General features: G+C 33.8%; 20 protein-coding genes. 14 read left to right on the top strand and 6 right to left on the bottom strand.

The features are described 5' to 3' along the window. Positions 1 to 141: 141 nt before the first annotated feature. The 4 genes from ACQ654_RS09320 (at position 142) to ACQ654_RS09305 (ending at position 4,324) form a co-directional block, all read left to right on the top strand. Positions 142 to 969 carry a prephenate dehydratase gene (locus tag ACQ654_RS09320; protein ID WP_430410052.1) on the top strand — a complete coding sequence of 276 codons (828 nt, stop codon included), beginning with the start codon at positions 142 to 144 and terminating at the stop codon, positions 967 to 969. Next, the gene (locus tag ACQ654_RS09315) at positions 969 to 2,123 is read left to right on the top strand and encodes a pyridoxal phosphate-dependent aminotransferase (RefSeq protein ID WP_430410051.1); all 1,155 of its coding nucleotides are present in this window, start codon (positions 969 to 971) and stop codon (positions 2,121 to 2,123) included. The genes ACQ654_RS09320 and ACQ654_RS09315 overlap by 1 nt, the downstream gene beginning before the upstream one ends. After that, positions 2,120 to 2,968, top strand: coding sequence for a prephenate dehydrogenase (locus ACQ654_RS09310; RefSeq protein WP_430410050.1), 849 nt, complete (start codon positions 2,120 to 2,122; stop codon positions 2,966 to 2,968). Before ACQ654_RS09315 ends, ACQ654_RS09310 begins: the two co-directional genes overlap by 4 nt. A gap of 273 nt (positions 2,969 to 3,241) precedes the next feature. After that, positions 3,242 to 4,324: a chorismate mutase gene (locus tag ACQ654_RS09305; protein WP_430410049.1), complete on the top strand. Its 1,083-nt coding sequence runs from the start codon at positions 3,242 to 3,244 to the stop codon at positions 4,322 to 4,324. 78 nt (positions 4,325 to 4,402) lie between these two features. Here the strand turns inward: ACQ654_RS09305 and ACQ654_RS09300 are convergent, their stop codons facing one another. The 4 genes from ACQ654_RS09300 to ACQ654_RS09285 are packed head-to-tail and all read right to left on the bottom strand — an operon-like array spanning position 4,403 to position 5,345. After that, positions 4,403 to 4,585: a hypothetical protein gene (locus ACQ654_RS09300; protein WP_430410048.1), complete on the bottom strand. Its 183-nt coding sequence runs from the start codon at positions 4,583 to 4,585 to the stop codon at positions 4,403 to 4,405. A gap of 29 nt (positions 4,586 to 4,614) precedes the next feature. Further along, a complete protein-coding gene (locus ACQ654_RS09295; protein WP_430410047.1) occupies positions 4,615 to 4,833 on the bottom strand; it encodes a hypothetical protein in 219 nt (72 codons plus the stop codon). Between the two features lie 18 nt (positions 4,834 to 4,851). Continuing rightward, positions 4,852 to 5,103: a hypothetical protein gene (locus ACQ654_RS09290; RefSeq protein ID WP_430410046.1), complete on the bottom strand. Its 252-nt coding sequence runs from the start codon at positions 5,101 to 5,103 to the stop codon at positions 4,852 to 4,854. 41 nt (positions 5,104 to 5,144) lie between these two features. Continuing rightward, positions 5,145 to 5,345: a hypothetical protein gene (locus ACQ654_RS09285; RefSeq protein ID WP_430410045.1), complete on the bottom strand. Its 201-nt coding sequence runs from the start codon at positions 5,343 to 5,345 to the stop codon at positions 5,145 to 5,147. A gap of 275 nt (positions 5,346 to 5,620) precedes the next feature. Between ACQ654_RS09285 and rsgA the strand changes: the two genes are divergently transcribed. The 10 genes from rsgA to rlmN all read left to right on the top strand — a co-directional run bounded on the left by rsgA (position 5,621) and on the right by rlmN (position 18,711). Further along, a complete protein-coding gene (gene rsgA / locus ACQ654_RS09280) occupies positions 5,621 to 6,574 on the top strand; it encodes a ribosome small subunit-dependent GTPase A (RefSeq protein ID WP_430413017.1) in 954 nt (317 codons plus the stop codon). A gap of 2 nt (positions 6,575 to 6,576) precedes the next feature. After that, positions 6,577 to 7,029 (top strand): D-aminoacyl-tRNA deacylase, encoded by a 453-nt coding sequence (dtd, locus tag ACQ654_RS09275; protein WP_430410044.1) that lies wholly within the window; start codon positions 6,577 to 6,579, stop codon positions 7,027 to 7,029. Between the two features lie 112 nt (positions 7,030 to 7,141). Then, entirely contained in the window at positions 7,142 to 9,049 is a 1,908-nt protein-coding gene (locus ACQ654_RS09270; protein ID WP_430410043.1) for a DUF3857 domain-containing protein, read from the top strand. Between the two features lie 39 nt (positions 9,050 to 9,088). Next, positions 9,089 to 11,092 (top strand): transglutaminase domain-containing protein, encoded by a 2,004-nt coding sequence (locus tag ACQ654_RS09265; protein ID WP_430410042.1) that lies wholly within the window; start codon positions 9,089 to 9,091, stop codon positions 11,090 to 11,092. 31 nt (positions 11,093 to 11,123) lie between these two features. Then, positions 11,124 to 13,139, top strand: coding sequence for a transglutaminase domain-containing protein (locus ACQ654_RS09260; protein ID WP_430410041.1), 2,016 nt, complete (start codon positions 11,124 to 11,126; stop codon positions 13,137 to 13,139). A gap of 207 nt (positions 13,140 to 13,346) precedes the next feature. Continuing rightward, positions 13,347 to 13,673, top strand: coding sequence for a nucleotide pyrophosphohydrolase (locus ACQ654_RS09255; RefSeq protein ID WP_405303103.1), 327 nt, complete (start codon positions 13,347 to 13,349; stop codon positions 13,671 to 13,673). Positions 13,674 to 13,787: 114 nt separating this feature from the next. Beyond that, positions 13,788 to 15,017: a 3-phosphoshikimate 1-carboxyvinyltransferase gene (locus ACQ654_RS09250; protein ID WP_430413016.1), complete on the top strand. Its 1,230-nt coding sequence runs from the start codon at positions 13,788 to 13,790 to the stop codon at positions 15,015 to 15,017. Positions 15,018 to 15,096: 79 nt separating this feature from the next. Continuing rightward, positions 15,097 to 16,152, top strand: coding sequence for a tRNA preQ1(34) S-adenosylmethionine ribosyltransferase-isomerase QueA (gene queA / locus ACQ654_RS09245; protein ID WP_430410040.1), 1,056 nt, complete (start codon positions 15,097 to 15,099; stop codon positions 16,150 to 16,152). A 382-nt stretch (positions 16,153 to 16,534) separates the two neighbouring features. Next, the gene (locus tag ACQ654_RS09240; RefSeq protein ID WP_430410038.1) at positions 16,535 to 17,581 is read left to right on the top strand and encodes a hypothetical protein; all 1,047 of its coding nucleotides are present in this window, start codon (positions 16,535 to 16,537) and stop codon (positions 17,579 to 17,581) included. A gap of 89 nt (positions 17,582 to 17,670) precedes the next feature. Continuing rightward, positions 17,671 to 18,711 carry a 23S rRNA (adenine(2503)-C(2))-methyltransferase RlmN gene (gene rlmN, locus ACQ654_RS09235; RefSeq protein ID WP_430410037.1) on the top strand — a complete coding sequence of 347 codons (1,041 nt, stop codon included), beginning with the start codon at positions 17,671 to 17,673 and terminating at the stop codon, positions 18,709 to 18,711. A 330-nt stretch (positions 18,712 to 19,041) separates the two neighbouring features. Here the strand turns inward: rlmN and ACQ654_RS09230 are convergent, their stop codons facing one another. Then, positions 19,042 to 19,947, bottom strand: a complete 906-nt coding sequence (locus ACQ654_RS09230; protein ID WP_430409813.1) for an IS982 family transposase — start codon at positions 19,945 to 19,947, stop codon at positions 19,042 to 19,044. A gap of 95 nt (positions 19,948 to 20,042) precedes the next feature. After that, positions 20,043 to 21,122, bottom strand: a complete 1,080-nt coding sequence (locus tag ACQ654_RS09225) for a choice-of-anchor J domain-containing protein (RefSeq protein WP_430410036.1) — start codon at positions 21,120 to 21,122, stop codon at positions 20,043 to 20,045. Positions 21,123 to 21,243: the final 121 nt, after the last annotated feature.

Below are 21,243 nucleotides of genomic sequence, written 5' to 3'. Positions count from 1 at the left end.
TAAAAAGTAAGTTCCGAAATAATCGGAACTTTTTTTTTGCACAAAAACGAATGAACCATTCATAATTAAAAATTTGAATGCTTGCTGATTAAGGTTATATGAATGCACCCAATAACCAATAAAAGCAATAGAAATGAACATATGAAAAATACAATAGCCATACAAGGAATTCAAGGTTCCAATCATCATAAAGTAGCACAAGCATACTTTGGAAACGACGTACAGTTAGACGAATGTTTGTCTTTTGATACTTTGGTAAACAGCTTGCTACAAGGAAAATGCACGTACGCAATTATGGCGTTGGAAAATACGATTGCAGGATCTATAATTCCAAATTACGCGTTGATTGATGCTAATAATATTCACATCAATGGTGAATATTACCTAAACATTCATCATCACTTAATGGCGTTGCCAAATCAAACAATAGAAGATATTACGGAAGTATGTTCGCATCCGATGGCATTATTACAGTGTAAAGAATTTTTCAAGCGACATCCACATATCAAATTGGTAGAAGATGTTGATACAGCCGCTGTAGCACGAAAAATTCAGAAAAAACAACTAAAAGGAATTGCTGCAATTGCTACAAAAACTGCCGCAGAATTGTTCAAATTAGATATCCTTTCTGGAGAAATTCAAACCATAAAAACCAATGCAACACGTTTTGTAATTCTTCAAAAAGAAAAACCAACAAATGGCATTGATCAAATTGACAAAGCGTCTATTCGTTTTGAACTCGATCATAAAAGAGGAAGTTTGGCCGCTGTTTTAAATGTAATGAGCGATTGCAAACTCAATCTCACCAAAATACAATCCTTACCAATTATTGAAACACCTTGGAAATATGCTTTTTTCGTAGATGTAACTTTTGAAAGTTATGAAAACTATGTCAAAGCAATTTCCATCTTAGAAATAATGACCACAAGTTTAAAAGTATTAGGAACCTACAAAAACCAACGCGACTAATGATTCCTGCAAAACGAATACATACTGTTGAAGAATACTACTTTTCTAAAAAATTACGAGAAGTACGCGGATTAATAGCCGCTGGGAAACCAATTATAAATCTCGGAATTGGAAGTCCAGATTTGCAACCACCAACAGTTGTAGTTGATGCGTTGGAAGCAAGTTTACACGACGAAACGGCGCACAAATACCAAAGCTATCAAGGAATTCCAGAATTGCGAAATGCCATTGCTGATTTCTATCAGAAAAACTACAATGTTTCGCTTAATGCGAATGATGAAATCTTGCCACTCATGGGGAGCAAGGAAGGAATCATGCACATATCAATGGCATATTTAGACGAAGGTGATGCTGTATTAATAGCAAATCCAAGTTATCCAACATATACATCAGTTACAAAACTATTAGGCGCTATTCCTATATATTACGACTTGGATGCCAACAATAATTGGTTGCCAAATTTAGAACAACTTGAAAAGCAAAATTTAAGCAATGTAAAACTTATGTGGGTAAACTATCCACATATGCCAACTGGCGCAAAAGCAACAAAATCATTCTTTGAAAAATTGATCGTTTTCGCAAAAAAGCATCAAATATTACTCATTAATGACAATCCGTATAGTTTTATTCTAAACGATGAGCCGTTGAGTATTTTGGCAATTGAAGGTGCAAAAGAAGTGGCTTTGGAGTTAAATTCGCTCAGTAAATCGTTCAATATGGCAGGTTGGCGTACAGGAATGGTGATGGGAAGAGCAAAACACATTCAACATGTATTAAAAGTAAAAAGTAACATGGATTCAGGAATGTTTTATGGAATCCAAAAAGGAGCAATCCAAGCATTGGCAAGTTCTACAGAATGGTTTGCACAACTAAATACAATTTATGAAAAACGTCGTAAACTCATTTGGGAATTAGCGACAAACTTACACTGTACGTTTGATACAGAAACAGCCGGAATGTTTGTTTGGGCAAAATTACCTGAAAGTAATACGCTCACGTCAGAAGCTTTCATAGACAAATTACTCTATGAAAAAGACGTATTCATTACGCCAGGAAGCATTTTTGGAACACAAGGAGAAGGTTATATTCGTTTCTCATTATGTGTATCTGAAGAAAAAATAAAAGAAGTGATCAAAAGAATCGAAGCATCATGAATGTATACATCATAGGAGTTGGACTTATTGGCGGAAGCATGGCTTTAGATATTAAAGAAAAATATCCGAAGGCAACAATCTATGGAATTGATGCAAACGACGCACATTTGGAAGAAGCACTGCAAAGACAGCTTATTCATGAAAAAACAACACTGCAACATGTAAAAAATGCAGACATCGTCATCATAACGATTCCTGTACACGTATCCATTGAAGTCATTACAGAAGTATTGCATACAATACACGATCAAACTTTAGTCATAGATGCAGGTTCAACAAAAGAAAAAATTTGCAAAAGCATTGAAACGCATCCAAGACGAAGAAATTTTTTAGCGGCGCATCCAATAGCAGGAACCGAATTTTCAGGTCCAAAAGCGGCAATAAAAGGATTGTTCAACGGAAAAACCAATATCATATGTGAAGTTGAAAAAACAGCATTCGTACTGCAAGAAACAGCATTAGAGTTATTCAAAAACTTAGGAATGCGCATTCGGTATATGGACCCGAAATCGCATGACAAACACATTGCATATGTGTCACATTTATCACATATCAGTTCGTTTATGTTGGGGAAAACAGTTATTGAAAAAGAAAGAAACGAACGTGATATCTTTGACTTGGCTGGTAGTGGATTCGCGTCAACAGTGCGTTTGGCAAAAAGTTCGCCAGACATGTGGACACCAATATTTGAACAAAACAAAGCAAATGTAATTGAAACATTACAAGAATATATTGCTAACTTAGAAGAGTTTAAGCAATTAATGTTGCAAGATAACTTTGAAGGAATTTATAAAGAAATGGAAAATACAAATCACATAAAAAAAATATTAAACGGAATTATATAACAACAATTTGGGCGTTACCCTTTGGGTCGGGCTTTCGGCTATATCTTTTTTGATACTGTCATTGCGAGACAAATTTTTAAATTTGTGATGGCAATCTGTTAAGAAGTAGCAGATTACTTCGTCGCAAACTCCTCGTAATGACGAGGCAAAACAAAAAAGGATGCCGTCTCAATCCCTAACGCGGAACTTCCCAATAAAACGAGAAACTTAAAAAGTAATATCTCACGAAAGTGAAAATAGTAAACAAGAACCAAAAACAGTAACAAGATAATCATGGAAAACAAAAAAGAACTTAGAAATTGGCTGAATGCTTTCGGATTGGAACATCCACTAGTAATTGCTGGGCCATGTAGTGCAGAAACTGAAGAACAAGTACTCAAAATAGCACACCAACTCAAAGGTACAGATGCAACTGTATTGCGTGCAGGAATTTGGAAACCACGTACACGTCCTGGAAACTTTGAAGGTGTTGGCGCACTCGGACTAAAATGGTTGCAAAAAGCCAAAGAAGAAACCGGAATGTTGACAGCAACAGAAGTTGCAAACGCAACACACGTTCGTTTAGCATTAGAACACGATATTGATGTGTTGTGGATTGGTGCACGATCTACAGTAAGTCCATTTATTGTACAAGAAATTGCAGATGCGCTAAACGGAACCGACAAAATTGTGTTAATAAAAAACCCTGTAAACCCAGATTTACCTTTGTGGCTAGGAGCTGTAGAGCGTTTATACACGGCAAACATTAAAAACTTAGGAGTGATTCATAGAGGATTTTCAACGTATGAAAAAACACGTTATAGAAACAATCCAGAATGGCAAATTCCGATTGAGTTACAAAATCGTTTTCCAGACTTACCATTAATTCTCGATCCATCGCATATTGCTGGAAGAAGAGATATCATTTTTGACATCTGCCAAACAGGTTTAGATTTAAACTTTGATGGTTTAATGGTAGAAACACATTACGATCCAGACAATGCTTGGAGTGATGCCAAACAGCAAATTACACCTGCCAGACTTGTAGAAGTTATGGAGGATTTAAAAATTAGAAAAGCTACTGATACAGAAGCTGAATACAGAAATGCACTAAACACGTTCCGTACACAAATTGACGTTATTGACCATCAATTAATTGAAATGTTAGGAAAACGTATGAAAGTTGCAGATAAAATTGGCGCTTTAAAGAAAGACAAAAACGTAGCAATATTACAAACAAGACGTTGGAATGAAATCTTAGGAAAAATGATTTTAGAAGGTGAACAAAATCAATTGAGTGAAGAATTTGTATTACGAATCTTCAAAGCAATTCACCAAGAATCAATTAACCATCAAAAGAAAATTGTAAATGCATAAAAACGTTGCATCAAAATTGCCATAAACACAAAAGCGAGCCAATTGGCTCGCTTTTTAATTTAGCAATACCAGCAAAAACTAGGCGCAAGTACAATCTGTATTTGCTATCAGTGTTGCAGGCGAACATTTTAAAATATCCACAGAACTTGGATTATGATTACTTCCGCCTGAAGGATTTCCCGGATTAAATCCACCTCTTATAGAAAGATTAGAAATCGATTTCTTATGCAACGGTAAGTTTTTTAATTTTTGTTTTTTCATAAGTATCTATTTTGTAATTTATAAAAAGATTAATTGCATTGAACGTCAATTGTTCGGCAAAGAATACCGAAGCTTTCTTCACAACCAAAACATCTTGATCTATATCTACTATTCATCGGATTGTGTTGTGTAGGTCCACCTTCCGAAGGATCGCACCAACCTGATAATCCACCTTTTAGTTCAACAGTATTAAAACCAGCAACTGAATTCTTATTTAATTTTAAATTTTTTAATTTTTGTTTTTTCATGAGTATGTATTTTAAATATTAATTAGAAGGAACGTGAATACTTTCACAGTGAAATCCGCAAGTTTCATCTACTGTATATTCACAAGCTGTACGATATTCGCTTTCACAAGAATTGATGCCATCTGACCAACAACCAATAAAATTAGAATTTAATACAGTAATCGTTGGATTTGTTATGGTCGGATTTGTGTCTAAGCGACTTAATCCACCTGTAAGGTTTGATACAGACGCTTTGTTTAATGACAGGCTTTTTAAATTTCGTTTTTTCATAATAAGTATAGTTTTAAAATTAATTTTTTGTTAGATGAAAATTATCTGCAATCTGTGTAGCGACAAGAAGGCATATCATTTCCCGCACATGAAAAGTAGCACGTATGATTTGAATCTGGTCCTGGTAATGGTGCCGTTTGACAAATAACATCATATGTAAAAGCACCACCTTTTACACGGTCATTAAAATTGGAAATTGATTTTTTATTAAGATGTAAGCTCTTTAATTTTTGTTGTTTCATACTAGTTTTAGTTTTAAAATTAATAATGAATCAAAAGAAGAAATTATTTTACCACAAACAAAGAAACACTGTTGAGGGTTCATAAACTGTCAATGAAATCAATTGATGGTTTATGAAAACGCACTAATGACTATAGCATTTGCGCATTTAAAAAACCGAAAGACAAACTTGGAAGAATGCAAATTCAGAACTAATTCAAAATCAAAACAATAAAAAGGGTGTATGTATGTACAAACCTTTTGTTAATTATAAGAATAATCTTGATCTTTGCAGGAATGATAGGAACTGTTTATAAATCTACGGGAAGTTGGTATTTGGTGAAAACCGAAGAAGGAAAAGAATATGAGTGTAGAATAAAAGGTAAATTCAGACTCAAAGGCATCAAAAGTACCAATCCTATTGCGGTTGGCGACAAAGTACACTTTACGTTGGAAGCCAAAAATAATACGGAAACTGGAATTATTGATGAAATTTTTGATCGTAAAAACTACATCATTCGTAAATCGGTCAACCTTTCCAAACAAACACATATCATTGCGGCTAATATTGATCAAGTGTTTTTATTAATTACAATTGACAATCCGCCAACGTTTCCAAGTTTTATTGATCGCTTTTTAGTCACTGCAGAGGCATATTCCATTCCGTGTGTATTGGCATTCAATAAAATTGATTCTTATACAGAAATTGAACGCAGAGCAGAAGTGATGTATCTCAAAGATATTTACGAAAATATTGGATATGAATGTATCGAAATTTCCGCCAAAGAAAAGCACAATATCGAAGCCATTCAAAACCGTATGAAAGGTACCGTAAGTATGTTTGCCGGACATTCAGGTGTTGGGAAATCTACGTTGGTAAATGCTATTGCGCCCGAATTAAACTTGAAAACCAAAGAAATCTCCGATCAACACAAACAAGGACAACATACAACAACTTTTGCCGAAATGTTTGATTTAGAATTTGGCGCAAAAATAATTGATACACCAGGTATTAAAGGTTTTGGAATTGTAGATATGGAAAAAGAAGAAATAGACAACTATTTTCCAGAATTCTTTGCGCTAAAAAACGAATGTAAATTCAACAACTGCATTCACATTGAAGAACCTAAATGCGCTGTAAAAGATGCCGTTGATGAAGGTGAAATAGCTTGGTCGCGCTACAAAAGTTACTTGCAAATAGTAGAAGGTGATGAGAATAACTACCGTGTTGACGAATTCAAAGAACAATAACAATGAAAGTCGTAATACAAAGAGTTTCTGAAGCAAGTGTTACTGTTGATCAAAAAAAAGTAGCAACTATAGGGTATGGAATGCTCATTCTTCTCGGAATTGAAAACGAAGATACACACGAAGATATTACATGGCTTTCTGCCAAAATAGCCAAACTCAGAATCTTCAACGATGAAAATGGCGTGATGAATACTTCATTAGTAGATGTAAAAGGCGAAGCTATTGTCGTAAGTCAATTTACATTGCATGCAAGCACAAAAAAAGGAAATCGTCCAAGCTACATAAAAGCGGCAAAACCTGATATTTCGATTCCATTATACGAAGCATTTGTAACACAATTAGAAAAAGACATACAAATAAAAGTACAAACGGGAATCTTTGGTGCCGATATGAAAGTACAATTGTTAAACGACGGACCAGTTACGATCATTATTGATACAAAAAACAAAGAATAACTGCGTTTATTAACTTTTTTGAACGCTTGTAAAGTTGTTTCTTTAAAAATAATTTTCTTTTCTTATATTCGCACTGTATTTCCCCATCCATTTATAGAAAAAACACACATGTATGCGCATAAAAATACTGCACGCTATTCTCTTTTTATTAAGTGTAAACGCCGTAATTGCTCAAGATAATCTCACGAGTTATTTAACGCTTCCGCAAGAACTTACAAAAAATGCAAATGCTGTTATACGGCTCAATGAAGTGAATATTGAAGTAAAAGCAATCAACGACTTAGAAATTTCGAAAAAACGAATTGTTACGGTTTTAAATGAAAATGGTTTATACAAAATTAGAGCGGCTGTTTGGTATGATAATGACATCAAAGTAAAAGATGTTGAAGTAAAAATTTACGATAAATTTGGAAAGCAAATTAAGCGAATTCGTGAACGTGACTTTAAAGATGTAAGTGCTGTAGAAGGCGAAACACTCTATTCAGATTCTCGTGCAAAATATTTAGATTACACGCCAGTTGCGTATCCATTTACGGCAGTATTTACAAGTACAATACAAACAAAAAATACAGCACTTATACCAAATTTTAATCCAATGGAATACTTCGTTGGCATACAAAAAAGTAGTTACACAATTACCTATCCTTCATCATTTGTAATCCACAAAAAAGAACTCAATTTAGAAGAATTTGGAGTTGTAAAAAGTGAAAGCTTAGGAAAGTTGAATTATACGCTTGAAAACGTTTCAGGAATCAAGCCAGAATCATTAAGTCCACCAGAATCACAAATAAAACCCAGCGTATATTTAGCACTCAATAAATTTAGTTATGATGGAATTTCGGCTACAGTAGATGATTGGTACGATTTCGGAAATTGGATGTACAAAGATTTACTCACCGGACGTTCTGAAGTAGATGCAGAAACCAAAGCGACGATAAAAAAATTAATAGCCAATGCAACTTCTGATGTTGAAAAAGCAAAAATAATTTACGAATACATGCAAAACAAAACACGTTACATTAGCGTGCAAGTCGGGATTGGTGGTTTTCAACCGATTCCAGCAGACGAAGTTGACAAGGTTAGTTATGGTGATTGCAAAGGATTATCAAACTACATGATGGCGTTGTTAAAAATTGCAGGAGTAGAATCGTATTATACACATGTACAAGCAGGAGATGAAATGGTAGATTTTTATGAAGACTTTGCTTCGCTTGAACAAGGAAATCATGTCATTCTAAACATTCCAAATGGAGGTGATGATATTTGGTTAGAATGTACAAGTCAGAAAATGCCTTTTGGTTTTATAGGCGACTTTACAGATAACAGAAATGTGTTGGTCATTACACCTGAAGGTGGAAAAATAAAACGTACCAAAAAATACGAAACCGATGAAAACTACCAAGAAACAACGGGTTCGTATGCATTACATAATGATGGCGGAATTAATGTAGATGTAACGGTCACTACCAAAGGAACTCAGTACAGCAATCGCTATTACTTAGAAGATCGATCTGAATTGGAAAAAGATAAATATTACAAAAAATATTGGCGATACATCAATAACATTTCCATAGATAAAATTGTTCATGAAAATGATAAAGAAAATATTGTATTTACCGAAAAAGTAACATTCAAAGCCGATGGATATGTTGTGCAAACTGGAGATCGAATTTTATTTGCGCCCAATGCATTGAATAAATACAACAGTATTCCTGATCGGTATCGAAATCGAAAATTCCCACTCAAAATTTCTAGAGGCTTCTATGATGTAGATTCCTATGAAATAAAATTGCCAAGCGATTACAAAATAGAAGCAATTCCAAATGATATTGAAGTTGAAGACAAATTTGGAAGCTACGCATTCAGTATCACACAAAAAGATGATCAAACATTAGTATACAAAAGATCGATCAAAATAAAAGATGGACAATACCCGAAAGAAGAATACAAAAACTATCGAAAATTCATCAAAAAAATCGTAAAACTTGATAACTCAAAAATAGTCTTAGTCAAAAAATAATCTATTTACATAAAACTAATTATTATACCATATATAAAGATGAAATCATACATCCTAATCATATTTGTATTGCTAAATAGTAGTATACTAAATGCACAAGACTTTGAATTTGGAAATGTTTCCAAAGCAGAAATAGAAGAAACACAACATCCGAGAGAAGCAGATGCAAACGCTGCCATATTATACAATAATCGAAAAACATTTTTCGAATTCAATAATATAGACGGATGGCGTGTAGTTACAGAAATCACTCGTCGAATAAAAATCTATACAAAAGATGGTGTTAGTTGGGCAACACACGAAGTTCCGTTATACCAAGGAAGTCGTGGAGATGATGAAATATCGGCAATTAAAGGATATACATACAACTTAGTTAATGGTAAAATACAAAAAACAAAGTTAAAAAGGGACGGAATATTTGATGCGGAAATCAATAAGTATTGGAACAAAAAAACGATGACATTTCCAAATGTAAAAGACGGAAGTGTAATAGAATACAAATATCGTTTAGTAGATGCAGGTTGGACGATAAATGATGTGGAAATTCAATACAGTATTCCTGTAAACAAAACCGAGAACAACATTCGAATTCCGAAATATTTTTACTACAAGAGAAACTCTAAAGGTTATTTTCCTGTAAAATTTAATGAAACCAAAAAAAACAGGAATTTAATTTTTCCCTATAAAGCAGGTAGTACAAACGGATATTCACGTATGCAAACTAAAAATGGAACTGTAACGTTTTATGAAAATATATATGAAATCAATACAAATAATGTTCCTGCGGTAAAAGAAGAATCATACATTCATAACATACGAAATTATGCAACTGCCATTGCTTTTGAATTGGCAAGTTTTGAACGATTTGGTGGCGAACGCAAAAATTACAACACTTCTTGGGAAAAAATTGTAGAGCGCATTTACAAGCTTCCAAGCTTTGGAAATGAACTTGATAAAGATAGATATTTCAGAAAAGATTTAGACATATTACTTCAAAATGCAACAAGCGAATCGGAAAAAATTGCCGTCATATTCAACCATGTCAAAACAAAAGTTAAATGGAACGGATACTACGGATATCTTACAGATAAAGGAGTAAAAAATGCTTACAAAGAAGGCATAGGAAATGTAGCTGACATCAACTTAATGTTGACAGCAATGTTTAGACATGCCGGAATTAGTGCAAATCCTGTTTTAGTAAGTACACGTAACAATGGAATTCCATTATTTCCAACGTCAAAAGGATTCAACTATGTTATAAGCGCTGTAGAAATAAACAATGGACTCATCTTATTTGATGCTACAGAAATATACGCAACGCCAAATGTATTGCCTGAAAGAGCCATCAATTGGATTGGTAGAATTGTTCGTAAAGATGGTTCTTCTGCCGAAGTAGATTTAACACCTCAAAAACATGCGGCTAAACTAAGTATGTACAATTTCAAAATTGGCGCAGACGGAGTTGTAGAAGGGCAAGAACGATCTAGCTTTAGCGAAAACAGAGCATTAACATTTAGAAAAAAATATAGCAATATAAGCGAAGATGAATATCTTGAAAAGCTAGAAAATGATATTGAAGGTATCGAAATTGAAGAATATACCATCAAAGATGAAAAGAATCTAGGGAAACCAGTCACGGAATCGTACAAATTCACTTTAGAAGATAGAGTGGAAATCATTGGTGACAAAATTTACTTTTCACCTATGCTATTCTTAGCAACTACTGAAAATCCGTTCAAAGCGGATACGCGAGAATATCCCATAGATTACAATTACTTATGGAGTGATACGTACAGAATTACCATTGAAATTCCTGAAGGATATGAAATAGAATCGATTCCAAAATCGTTGGCAATGGCAATGGAAGACAATTTAGGTGAATTCAAATACATGGTTTCTCAAACCGGTAATCGAATCAATGTAAGTACTTCCGTAAAAATAAATACACTCATTATTCCGTCCATGTATTATGGAAACATAAAAGAATTCTATAAAATGTTGGTTGAAAAAGAACAAGAAAAAGTAGTGCTAAAGAAAATATAATTCCTCTAATAACAAAAACTAAGACAAACTGATGAAACAAAGTGTTTTATTTATACTCACATTATTATGTGTAACATTTACACATGCGCAAGATTTTGAATTTGGTAAAGTATCCGAAGCTGAACTAGCAGAAACAAAACATCCGTTAGAAACTGAAGCAAATGCCGCAATTCTATACAACAAAATCCATACTCAAATACGATACATTCAACGACAAGGATTTTTAGTAGAAACAACAATTTACAGACGTATAAAAATATACAATAAGGACGGATTTGAATGGGCAAATCATGAAATGCGTTTGTACAAACAAAACAGTACACGCGAAAAAATAAATGGACTCAAAGGCTATACATACAATTTAGTTGATGGAAAAGTGAAAAAAACGAAACTGAGAAGTGATGGAATTTTCAAAGAGCACGTTTCTGATAATATTGATATAGAAAAAATAACAATGCCAAACATCAAAGAAGGTAGTGTTATTGAATATGAATACAAATTTATTTCTCCTTTCTTTGGCGACATTAACGAATATAACTTTCAATATACGATTCCATTAAATAAAATAAACCTAATCTTTGAAACGCCAACGTATCATACATTCAAGAAGCATTACAAAGGCTATTACTTACTAAAACCAAAAGAAACTACAATTGGAAAACAAATTGTATTACGATCAAAATCAAGATCGGATAATGGAGGATTTAATGCCACAAGAACAAGCTTTAATGAAAGTAGAATTGATGTAGAATACAACATATCAGAGTTCAACCTAGAAAATGTTCCTGCGTTAAAAGAAGAAAAATATGTAAGCAATATCAACAATTATAGAAGTACAGTAAAATTTGAATTAATTCAGATTGAAATGCCAAACGAACCTGTACAATACAATGCAAGATCGTGGGATGATATTGTGAGAACCATCTACAGAAGTGAAAACTTTGGAGAAGAACTTGCTAAAACTAACTATTTCAAAGATGACATAGATGCGTTGATTACGGGCGAATCAAACGACATGGTAAAAGCGGCAAAAATATATAACTATGTTCAAAACAAAGTAAAATGGAATGGCAACTATGGTAAATATTCAGATGTTGGCGTTCGAAAAGCATACAAAGAAAAAACAGGAAATGTAGCAGACATGAACTTAATGCTAACAGCAATGTTACGATATGCAGGAATATCCGCAAATCCGGTATTACTAAGCACACGCAGACACGGAATTCATATGTTTCCAACCTTAAATGGATTCAACTATGTAATCACTGCTATAGAAATAGAAAATGCGGTTATTCTCCTAGATGCTACCAATTATTTTGGAGAACCAAACGTATTGCCAATGCGCGCACTTAACTGGATTGGTAGACTTATTCGTAAAGATGGAAGCTGGACGCAAATTAGCTTAATGCCAAAAAAAGAAGCGTTAGAAACAACTACTATGAACATAACGCTACATGCTTCGGGTGATATAGAAGGAAAACAACGAACGCAATTCACATCGCACAATGCTTTATCATTCAGAAATGTATACGGACGCGCGGATGAAGCTGATTACTTAGAACGATTGGAAAACTCAATTGGTGACATTGAAATAGAAGACTACAGCGTAAAAAATGTGTCAAGCATTGGAAAACCAATACTAGAATCGTATGCATTCTCAAAAGAAGCACAAGCAGAAGTCATTGGAGACAAACTCTACTTTTCACCATTATTATACCTAGCAACAAGTGAAAACCCGTTCAAAGCTGAAAAAAGAATCTATCCTGTTGATTTTGGATATCCGTGGAAACGAAAAATAATGATGAACATCAACATACCAGAAGGATATGAAATAGAATCATTGCCAGAAATAGAGACAATCCGATTGCCAGATAACTTAGGTTCATACGCATTCAACATAACAAAAACACCAACAGGAATAAGTGTTGTAATGTTAAGAGAAATAAACACAGCGGTAATTCCGTCTGATAAATATCCTTCTCTAAGAGAATTATACCGAATCTTAATTGAAAAAGAAGAAGAAAAAGTAGTATTAAAAAAAATATAATCAACTCAAAAAAGTAGAAAGGTTTCTGCAAAATTGCACGAAATAATTCATTGAAAAGCTATATTTTTACAAGTGACTTTATAACACGTGTTGTAAAGTCACTTTTTTAGTGAAACTCAATTTTAAGAAGCCTAAAAGTCGTACTCAAAATTGTAAGTTGAACGAATCCCGAAGAAAAGCGGGATCTTACAAGAAAAAATAACTCATATGAATCTAAAAGCCGCTCAGTTAGACGTAGATACTTGGATCAAAGAACACGGTGTTCGTTACTTTAATGAGCTTACAAACATGGCGCAACTTACCGAGGAAGTTGGAGAAGTAGCGCGTATCATTGCACGTCGTTATGGCGAACAAAGCGAAAAAGAAAGCGACAAAGACAAAGACTTAGGAGAAGAATTAGCAGATGTTGTTTTTGTTGTTCTATGTTTGGCAAATCAAACAGGAATTGACTTGCAAGAAGCTTTTGATAAAAAAATGGACAAAAAAACCAAACGCGATCACGATCGTCATCACAACAACGAAAAATTAAAATAATAGTTTCGGAATACTTCTCTAAAAAGTTAAAAGTAGGTCATTCTGAACTTGATTCAGAATCACACATTTTGCTATTTCATGAGAATATTTAACAATCAAGAATACACAAATAGCATGAACATAAAGCTTCAAAAATCGTCACTACACAAACAATCTAACCTAGCAATAACAGGTTCCAAAAGCGAATCTAACCGACTGTTATTACTGCAAGCTCTATATTCAAACATATCAATTGCGAACATATCAAACTCGGACGATGCTACCTTAATGCAAAAAGCATTACAATCTTCGGATACTGTAAAAGACATTCACCACGCAGGAACGGCAATGCGTTTTCTAACAGCATATTACGCAACGCAAAACGGACAAGAAATTACATTAACAGGTTCGTCAAGAATGCAAGAACGCCCAATAAAAATACTTGTTGATGCATTGCGACAACTAGGTGCGGAAATTCAATACACAAACAATGAAGGCTATCCGCCTTTGCAAATTAAAGGGCAAAAATTACTAGAGAATCAAGTAACATTGGCGGCAAATGTAAGTAGTCAATACATATCTGCCCTGCTATTAATTGCACCAACTTTAAAAAATGGTTTAACGCTTACGCTAGATGGAAAAATAACATCAGTTCCGTATATAAAAATGACACTTGCTTTATTGGACGAATTAGGTGTAAAAACAAATTTTGAAGGAAACACGATCAATGTAGCACGATTTGAAGCGAAGCAAGAAGCAAGAAAGTTCACGGTAGAATCTGATTGGAGTTCGGCTTCGTATTTTTATAGTTTAATCGCGCTAAGCGAAATAGGAACAACAATAAAACTATCATCTTACAAACAAAATAGTTTACAGGGCGATTCATGCCTAGCAGAAATCTATCAAGAATTTGGTGTAGAAACTACGTTCTCTGAAAACACAATTACGCTTACTAAAAAGCAAGAAGCAACGCAGAAAACCATTCAGCTCGACTTAAAAAACGCGCCAGATATTGCTCAAACTATTGCGGTAACGGCTTTCGGATTGCAATTATCTTGTGAAATGATTGGTTTGCATACGCTTAAAATCAAAGAAACAGATCGGTTAATTGCGTTACAAACGGAATTGGAAAAACTTGGCGGTTCTGTAGACATTACAGATGCGTCTTTGCATTTACACAAAGCAACTACAATTAATGAAAATATAACAATTGCTACCTACAAAGATCATAGAATGGCAATGGCTTTTGCACCGTTGGCATTGCGTGTTCCGTTGGAAGTTGAAAAAGCGGATGTAGTATCAAAATCGTACCCAAATTTTTGGAAAGATTTGGAAAAGATTGGTGTTGTAACAAAAGAAAACTAAAAAAACTCCCTAAATACTTGACAACGCCTATTTTGAGATTGTATATTTGCGGTTCTTAAAAAAATAACTCAAAAGACTTATGGCAAAAAAGCTATCGCATTTCAATTTTGAACTTCCTGAAGATTTATTAGCTGAATACCCTTCTGAACATAGAGATGAAGCACGTTTAATGGTGTTAAATCGTGAAAAACAAACAATCGAGCACAAAAAATTCAAAGACTTAGTAGACTACTTTGAAGAAGATGATGTAATGGTGTTGAACAATACGAAAGTATTTCCTGCAAGATTATTTGGAAACAAAGAAAAAACAGGAGCAAGAATCGAAGTCTTTTTATTAAGAGAGTTAAATGAAGATCAACGTTTGTGGGATGTTTTAGTTGATCCGGCGCGTAAAATCAGAATCGGAAACAAATTATACTTTGGAGAAGATGAAAGTTTAGTGGCTGAGGTTATTGACAACACAACATCAAGAGGTCGTACTTTACGTTTCTTGTATGATGGTTCATACGAAGAATTTAGAACGAAATTAGGTGAACTTGGACAAACGCCACTTCCAAAATACATCAAAAGAGATGTAGAGCCAGAAGATGAAGAGCGTTACCAAACTATCTATGCAAAAGAAGAAGGAGCAGTAGCCGCGCCAACAGCAGGTTTGCATTTCTCAAAGCACTTATTAAAGCGTTTAGAAATTAAAGGAATCGATTTCTCTGAAATCACACTACATGTAGGTTTAGGAACATTTAATCCTGTAGAAGTAGAAGATTTATCGAAGCATAAAATGGATTCAGAAGAGTTAAAAATTGAAACGCCAGCTGTTGTAACTGTTAACCATGCTAAGAAAACGAAAAGAAAAGTGTGCGCAGTAGGAACAACTGTAATGCGTGCTTTAGAAAGTTCAGTGTCATCTGATTTAACACTAAACGAATACGAAGGTTGGACCAACAAATTTATCTTTCCTCCATACGAATTTAGTATTGCAAACTGTATGATTACAAACTTCCATACGCCAAAATCAACACTATTAATGATGGTTTCAGCGTTTGCAGGTCACGATTTTATCCTAAAAGCATACAAAGAAGCAATTAAAGAAGGATACCAATTCTATTCTTACGGAGACGCTATGTTAATTCTGTAAATAGAAAACATATACCATATTTATAAAATCCTGTCTTTGGCAGGATTTTGTTTTTTAGAATTATTAGCGTCTGATAAAATTTTCCCAATTCTTTTTGAAAACGATCGTATGAAAGAGTTTTATACTTTCTTCTTTAAATCTCCGTGGTAAAGAAAAATATATAGCGACAGCCTTATTTTTCCTTTTCCGAAGCGCAACAGAAACTTTTTAAATAGGCAACAATATGTGTAATTGGTTATTTGTACAGAATTACTAACCAAAAACACATGCAAAACTTTTATTGAGTTAGTTTTTGCTACATTTAATATGTTGAGTGTACAATTCGTTAGTAAGCAAAGCGTTGTGTATATTCTTGAAAAAAATAATCACAAACTATTACTTCATGAAAACAAGTATTCTATACACATTCTTTTGTTTATTTATCATTAACAATGCTTTTTCGCAAAATAGAAACACACAAATTTCTGTATTAAAAGTAAAAGCGAATAGTACCGTTTCCTATCAAGGAAATTTAGCTGACGGACAACAAATTTCAGATCTATCATGGGCGGCTAATAGCAGTGTAGCCTGTTTTCCTGCGACTCAAAATCAAAAATTCTCTGGAAATCATGTTTTTTATTCAACAACGATACCAAAGCGTTCTGAAATGTTCATCAAACTCATTCCAAAAAATAAAAATCACAACCTTAGTTTATATGCATATCAAGTTGGTTTATCCAATGAACAATTACCGCCAAATTTGAGTAGTTGTATCACGTGCGAAGCTGACCATAAATGGGATCGAAAATGGCGCGGAAAAACACAAGATCATACTCGAAAAGTTAGAGTGAATGCTATTAATCGTGCCTATAAAATAGTGATTGGTGTTGTAGGCGCAGAAGGTTTAACGGAAGGTGATTTTACGTTAGAAATAAAACTAAATGGCGGTGAAGAAATTCCTATGATGACAGCTAAAGTTGAAGTTATGAAAATAGAAACAACAGGAACAGTCACAACAATAAATGGAAATCTTGAAACAGGTGGTTTAATCAGCGATTTGTCTTGGGCGGCAAATAGTAGTGTAGCTTGTTTTCCTGCAACTCAAAACCAAAAATTCTCTGGAAATCACGTTATATATTCAACAACGATACCGAAATATTCTGAAATGTTTATCAGACTCATTCCTAAAAATAAAAATCAAAACTTTAGTCTGTATGCGTATCAAGTTGGTTTGTCCAATGAACAATTACCACCAAAATTGAGTAGTTGTGTTACGTGCGAAGCTGACCATAAATGGGATCGTAAATGGCGTGGAAAAACACAAGATCATACTCGAAAAGTTAGGGTGAATGCGATTAATCGTTCCTATAAAATAGTGATTGGTGTTGTTGGTGCAGAAGGTTTAACAGAAGGTGATTTTGAGTTAGAGATTAAAATTAAAAAGCGGTAATATGTGAATGTTCTACTTTCAATCGCTTCATATTTAAATTGATTTATGGGTTCGGCAACAAAACCATAAATTCTAACTATTTTTGCAGTATGCAAGCAAGTAAAAAAGACATACGCGCGTTGAACAAAGAACAACTTCGAGATTTCTTTGTAGCACAAGGAGACAAAGCATTCAGAGGAAACCAAGTATATGAATGGCTTTGGCAAAAAGGTGCGCATAAATTTGAAGACATGACCAATGTTTCCAAAGAAACACGTCAAATGTTGGAAGAAAACTTCGTGATCAATCACATTCACGTTGATAAAATGCAACGCAGTAATGATGGAACGATTAAAAATGCGGTACGCTTGCACGATGGTTTAATTGTAGAATCTGTGTTAATTCCAACAAGCACACGAACAACAGCTTGTGTGTCAAGTCAGGTTGGATGTAGTTTAGACTGTAAATTTTGCGCTACATCACGATTAAAACGTATGCGAAATCTAAATCCTGATGAAATATATGATCAGGTAGTTGCTATAGATCGCGAAAGTAGATTATACCATAACAGACCATTATCAAACATTGTATTCATGGGAATGGGCGAACCATTGATGAATTATAATAATGTTATCAAAGCAATTGACAAAATTACGTCAGAAGAAGGTTTAGGAATGTCACCAAAACGAATTACTGTTTCAACTTCGGGTGTTCCAAAAATGATCAAAAAAATGGCGGATGATGAAGTCAAATTCAAATTGGCAGTATCGTTACATTCTGCTATTGATGAAGTTCGAACGGAAATTATGCCGTTTAATGAGCACTTTCCACTTACAGACTTAAAAGAAGCGTTAGCCTATTGGTATGATAAAACCAAAAATAAAATCACGTACGAATATGTAGTTTGGGATGGAATTAACGATCAGCAAAAAGACATCAATGCGTTGGTAAAATTCTGTAAAGACGTGCCAAGTAAAGTCAATCTAATTGAATACAATCCAATTGATGACGGACAATTTCAACAAGCAAGTGACAAAGCAATTGACCGCTATGTAGATTCACTTGAACAAAACGGAATTACAGTTACGGTAAGACGTTCACGTGGAAAAGATATTGATGCGGCTTGCGGACAATTGGCAAATAAAGAGTAGTTTTTTAGTTTTTGAGAAGTTAGTGTTAAGTGTTGAAAATCAGTATGTCATGCTGAGTTTAATGTGGCGTCTCATAAAGTAATCTTTCAATACAACAACGTATTCAATGAGTACAAATCTCATCCAAGTTCCATCAACAAGAATAAAAAACATTCGTGAATTCTTGACAAAGCTCACTATTTAATTTTCAATCAAATACAAAAAACCTTCAAAGTAAATACTTCAAAGGCTTTCTGTTTAGTATAAAAATATACTTCTTATTCTTTAATAACTTTATAAGAACTTACGGTGTCACCTATAGTAACAATTAGTATATAACGTGAGTTCGACTTAACTTATTCCAATATTTGGGAGCATATTAGTAATTTTGATAGATGGTTTTTTAGGTATAAAACTATATGCTATTAATCCACAGACCAAGTTTGATATAAAATTATCTACCGACCTATGTCTTGTATGCTCAATATAACATACATTTTTTAAGATGTCATTTACAGATTCAATTACAGCTCTTTTTCTTAATAGTACTTTATCCATAAAATCCATTGCTTTTTTCTTCATATTCTTTCTCACTTTTGTTATTAAATGAATTCCATCTACAAATAATTTTTCAAATAAATCTTTTCCGAGATAGCCTTTGTCTCCATAAATTTTACCAAATATTTTATCATTGAATGATTTGTTTCTAAGAGGTTTTCTATCATCCACATTCCCTGGAGTAAGCATAAACTCGACTAGTTCACCTTTATCGTTACAGACAAGATGTAATTTAAATCCATAAAACCAACCTAAGGTTCCGTAACTTTTTTGAGCTAAACCAGCAAACACTTTATGTTGCTTTTCTCTTTTATAGTGACAGGATTTCAACGTAGTAGAATCTATAAATGAAATGCCAGTACAACTACCCAAACAATGCATTTTCATAAATACTCCTAGTGGTTGAACTACTTTTTTTTGAAGTTCAACAAAACGATTGTATGAAACACAATCGGGGAACTCATTACGCATATGTTTACACACATGATTTATATAGAAGTGCTTCAGATTTCGGTAAGATTTGAAATGAAAAATAACTAAAATAGTCATTACTTCTGCATCAGACATTTTACGCTTTCTTTTGCGTATTTTCTTTTTATTTGGGTCAAGAAGACTGTTTTTGGTAACCAAATCGTTATATTCTTTACTAAAATCGTCTAAAAGACAAAATATTTCAATAATTTTATTGTCAGTAATCATAGAGAAGTTCTTATTATTAGCTTGTTATTCAGAATATTAAGTTAATGATTCCTTCTCTATTTTACAAACAATTAAAACATCTTCTTAAGTCGAACTCACGTTATATAAGTTCCAGTTTTTAATGAAGAAATGTCTATTTGTTTCGTTGATAAGATATTTTCATTAACGCGTATCACCTCTTGACCAAATAAATTAATAACTTTTAAATTATCAATAGTCAAGTTGCTTTCAAACTGTATCAATCCTTTTGTCGGATTTGGATAATATTTGAAATTAGTCGAATTTACTTCGTCTACAGACAAAGCAGGATCAATTTCTGTTGTAAAACTCCAAATAGGAGAATTCATAGCGTCACCACCAACATTTTTAGCTACAATTTGCCAATAATATAATGTAGAATACTCCATTCCAGTAATATCTACTGTCGTATTTCCAAGCGTTCCTAGCAACGCTAACGTAGTAGGAGAATCTCCTAAATATACATCATACGCAGTTGCAGGATCTCCTGTAGCGGATGCGACCCAAGCAAACGTAACAGAATTATCAGGTGTTCCATCCATATTATCATCTGCAGGATCAATAACGACATTCATTGCCATATCTGCAGGTGTCGGTGTTTCTGCAGGTTCTGGAGCAGATGCATCGGCAATCATGTCTATGTTATCAATAATCCAACGGTCACCATCGTTTTGTTCTAAAACAAAAGCTACGTAAATAGGTTGTCCAATATACGCTGTTAAGTCTACAGTGTGTTGCGCTAAAGGACCACCAGACCAAACATCAGTTTCAGTTTGTGTATCAATAATGGTAAAATCGGCATGTGTAGTTTGACTTGCACCTGTGGACACTCTAATTGTATAGGTTGAACCAAAATCATCTGAAAAACTATCCGATTGATCAAACGAAAGAATGAAATTTGTTGCATCTACAGTAAATTGCGGACTTACCAGCCAATCTTCTGCATTTCCTCCAACAACAGCTTCCCAAGTAACAAACGCAACATTATTTGTTGTTCCGTTGTTTATTTGCCAATTTTGAGTAGTTCCAAGGCCATTTGTCCCTATAAAACTTGCCCATCCAGCAGGTATTGTAGTACCAGATTCAAAATCTTCTGATAATTGAGCATATCCTAATTGATAGAACATGCATAAAAGTAAAAGTGTAATTTTTCTCATATATCGAGGTTTAAGTGTTAGTATTCATAAAGTTATGAAAAAATATAGAACACCAGCATATTGCCTATGTTTTTATTGTAAACACCAATATTTTTATAAATTATATAAAAAATGAGAATGA

The sequence above is a fragment of the Kordia sp. genome (assembly GCF_965283645.1).
In the GTDB taxonomy this organism is placed as follows: domain Bacteria; phylum Bacteroidota; class Bacteroidia; order Flavobacteriales; family Flavobacteriaceae; genus Kordia.
The sequence above is the reverse complement of the archived record's forward strand: the minus strand, read 5'-3'. Positions and strand labels throughout refer to the sequence as shown.

What these genes read in the sequence shown, in the direction of transcription:
- ACQ654_RS09320 (WP_430410052.1), top strand. Translation starts at nt 142, where the DNA reads ATGAAAAATACAATAGCCATACAAGGAATTCAAGGTTCCAATCATCAT.
- ACQ654_RS09315 (WP_430410051.1), top strand. Translation starts at nt 969, where the DNA reads ATGATTCCTGCAAAACGAATACATACTGTTGAAGAATACTACTTTTCT.
- ACQ654_RS09310 (WP_430410050.1), top strand. Translation starts at nt 2,120, where the DNA reads ATGAATGTATACATCATAGGAGTTGGACTTATTGGCGGAAGCATGGCT.
- ACQ654_RS09305 (WP_430410049.1), top strand. Translation starts at nt 3,242, where the DNA reads ATGGAAAACAAAAAAGAACTTAGAAATTGGCTGAATGCTTTCGGATTG.
- ACQ654_RS09300 (WP_430410048.1), bottom strand. Translation starts at nt 4,585, where the DNA reads ATGAAAAAACAAAAATTAAAAAACTTACCGTTGCATAAGAAATCGATT.
- ACQ654_RS09295 (WP_430410047.1), bottom strand. Translation starts at nt 4,833, where the DNA reads ATGAAAAAACAAAAATTAAAAAATTTAAAATTAAATAAGAATTCAGTT.
- ACQ654_RS09290 (WP_430410046.1), bottom strand. Translation starts at nt 5,103, where the DNA reads ATGAAAAAACGAAATTTAAAAAGCCTGTCATTAAACAAAGCGTCTGTA.
- ACQ654_RS09285 (WP_430410045.1), bottom strand. Translation starts at nt 5,345, where the DNA reads ATGAAACAACAAAAATTAAAGAGCTTACATCTTAATAAAAAATCAATT.
- rsgA (WP_430413017.1), top strand. Translation starts at nt 5,621, where the DNA reads ATGATAGGAACTGTTTATAAATCTACGGGAAGTTGGTATTTGGTGAAA.
- dtd (WP_430410044.1), top strand. Translation starts at nt 6,577, where the DNA reads ATGAAAGTCGTAATACAAAGAGTTTCTGAAGCAAGTGTTACTGTTGAT.
- ACQ654_RS09270 (WP_430410043.1), top strand. Translation starts at nt 7,142, where the DNA reads ATGCGCATAAAAATACTGCACGCTATTCTCTTTTTATTAAGTGTAAAC.
- ACQ654_RS09265 (WP_430410042.1), top strand. Translation starts at nt 9,089, where the DNA reads ATGAAATCATACATCCTAATCATATTTGTATTGCTAAATAGTAGTATA.
- ACQ654_RS09260 (WP_430410041.1), top strand. Translation starts at nt 11,124, where the DNA reads ATGAAACAAAGTGTTTTATTTATACTCACATTATTATGTGTAACATTT.
- ACQ654_RS09255 (WP_405303103.1), top strand. Translation starts at nt 13,347, where the DNA reads ATGAATCTAAAAGCCGCTCAGTTAGACGTAGATACTTGGATCAAAGAA.
- ACQ654_RS09250 (WP_430413016.1), top strand. Translation starts at nt 13,788, where the DNA reads ATGAACATAAAGCTTCAAAAATCGTCACTACACAAACAATCTAACCTA.
- queA (WP_430410040.1), top strand. Translation starts at nt 15,097, where the DNA reads ATGGCAAAAAAGCTATCGCATTTCAATTTTGAACTTCCTGAAGATTTA.
- ACQ654_RS09240 (WP_430410038.1), top strand. Translation starts at nt 16,535, where the DNA reads ATGAAAACAAGTATTCTATACACATTCTTTTGTTTATTTATCATTAAC.
- rlmN (WP_430410037.1), top strand. Translation starts at nt 17,671, where the DNA reads ATGCAAGCAAGTAAAAAAGACATACGCGCGTTGAACAAAGAACAACTT.
- ACQ654_RS09230 (WP_430409813.1), bottom strand. Translation starts at nt 19,947, where the DNA reads ATGATTACTGACAATAAAATTATTGAAATATTTTGTCTTTTAGACGAT.
- ACQ654_RS09225 (WP_430410036.1), bottom strand. Translation starts at nt 21,122, where the DNA reads ATGAGAAAAATTACACTTTTACTTTTATGCATGTTCTATCAATTAGGA.